The following is a 1,425-nucleotide window of genomic DNA, read 5'->3' on the forward strand; positions in this document are numbered from 1 at the left end:
CTTCGGGGGCTTGGGTTTGTTTTTATGCCCGGGGCGGCCGCGGGGCGCCCCCCGCCCGCGGCCGAGCCGCCCCGCGTCTCCGGGTGTGCGCCCCCCGTGCCCCCCCCCCCCCCGGGCGCGGGTAGCGGGGCGATCCCGGTGACGGCGCCGATCCGGGCCGCCATCGCGCCCCACCCCAGGAGCCGGTGGCGCGCGTACCAGGCCGCCGTCACCGGGAGCAGCCCGGTGCCCGCGACCCAGGCCACCGCCGGCCCGAACGGGACGTCCCACAGGGCCACGGCCGCCCACGCGTAGGCCGCGGACACCGCGGCGGCGCCCAGCACCGCCCGGGCCGCCGACCACCGCGCGGTGCCCGGGAGCCGTGCCAGCGCCATCGCCGGGAGGGTGAACAGCAGCCAGTGCAGGCAGGCGGCGACCACGGTCAGCAGGAGCACCCGCGGTGCGTAGGCGAGGGCGCCGCCCGCGAAACCGATGCCGTGGTCGTCGCGCATGCCGGCGGTGGCGAGGAAGACCGCCCCCGCCACGACGAGCTGGGCCATGAAGGCCAGTTCGGCTCCGGTCGCCAGGTGCGACCACCGTCCGACGCGCACGGCGGGAGCCGGCCGCGGCCCGTACGCCTCTGGTGTGCCCACGGCCCCCACCCCCACCAATTGAACACGTTCAATCACTTCGGACGATACACCTTTCCGAGCCGCCCGTCCCGCACCCCTTCCCATCTGACGGGGCGTCAGCTTCAATCGGGAACGTGATGGGACACGCAGGGATGGCGGCCACCGTCGTCCGATACCTCAGGTCAGTCGGCTCCCCCACCTCCGCCCCGTCGGAGCGGGACCCGGACCACGGCCACCTCGACGCGCTGCCGCGCCCCGACCTGCGGGCCGTCGGCGACGACGAGCGCGCGCCCGTCAGCCCCGCCGAGTTCCGTTCCGTGCTCGGGAACTTCGCCAGCGGCGTCACGGTCATCACCGCCCCGCCCGCCGAGGGCGAGGACGGGCCCGCCGGCTTCGCCTGCCAGTCCTTCGCGTCGCTGTCCCTGGACCCGCCCCTGGTCACGTTCATGGTGGCCCGTACGTCGACCACCTGGCCGCGGATCGCCCGCGCCGGGGTGTTCTGCGTCAACGTCCTGGGCGCCGCCCAGGGTGAGCGGTGCCGGGCCTTCGCGATGAGCGGCGCCGACAAGTTCGCCGGGGTCGCCCACGCCCCGGCCCCCGTGACCGGGTCGCCCCGGCTGGCCGAGGTGCCCGCCTGGATCGACTGCCGGATCCACGCCGTGCACACCGGCGGGGACCACCTGATCGTGGTCGGCCGGGTCGAAGCCATGGGCGCGGACGGCGAGGGCGAGCCGCTGCTCTTCCACAAGGGCCGCTTCGGCCGCTTCAGCTCCTGACCGCCCCCCGGCCCGGCCCCGGACACCCCGGTTTCGCG

At 76.2% G+C, this 1,425-nt stretch carries 1 protein-coding gene and 1 pseudogene; one reads left to right on the top strand and one right to left on the bottom strand.

Features of this window, described 5'->3' with window-relative positions; genetic code table 11:
• A pseudogene (locus tag ACFXA3_RS40070) lies at positions 1-632 on the bottom strand (hypothetical protein); the annotation flags it as partial.
• Positions 633-763: 131 nt separating this feature from the next.
• Here ACFXA3_RS40070 and ACFXA3_RS40075 point away from each other — a divergent pair.
• Positions 764-1,387 carry a flavin reductase family protein gene (locus tag ACFXA3_RS40075; protein WP_385195965.1) on the top strand — a complete coding sequence of 208 codons (624 nt, stop codon included), beginning with the start codon at positions 764-766 and terminating at the stop codon, positions 1,385-1,387.
• Positions 1,388-1,425: the final 38 nt, after the last annotated feature.

The sequence above is a fragment of the Streptomyces sp. NPDC059456 genome (genome assembly GCF_042750055.1).
GTDB lineage: Bacteria > Actinomycetota > Actinomycetes > Streptomycetales > Streptomycetaceae > Streptomyces.

Coding starts and splice junctions, on each gene's coding strand:
- ACFXA3_RS40075 (WP_385195965.1), top strand. CDS start 764: ATGGCGGCCACCGTCGTCCGATACCTCAGGTCAGTCGGCTCCCCCACC.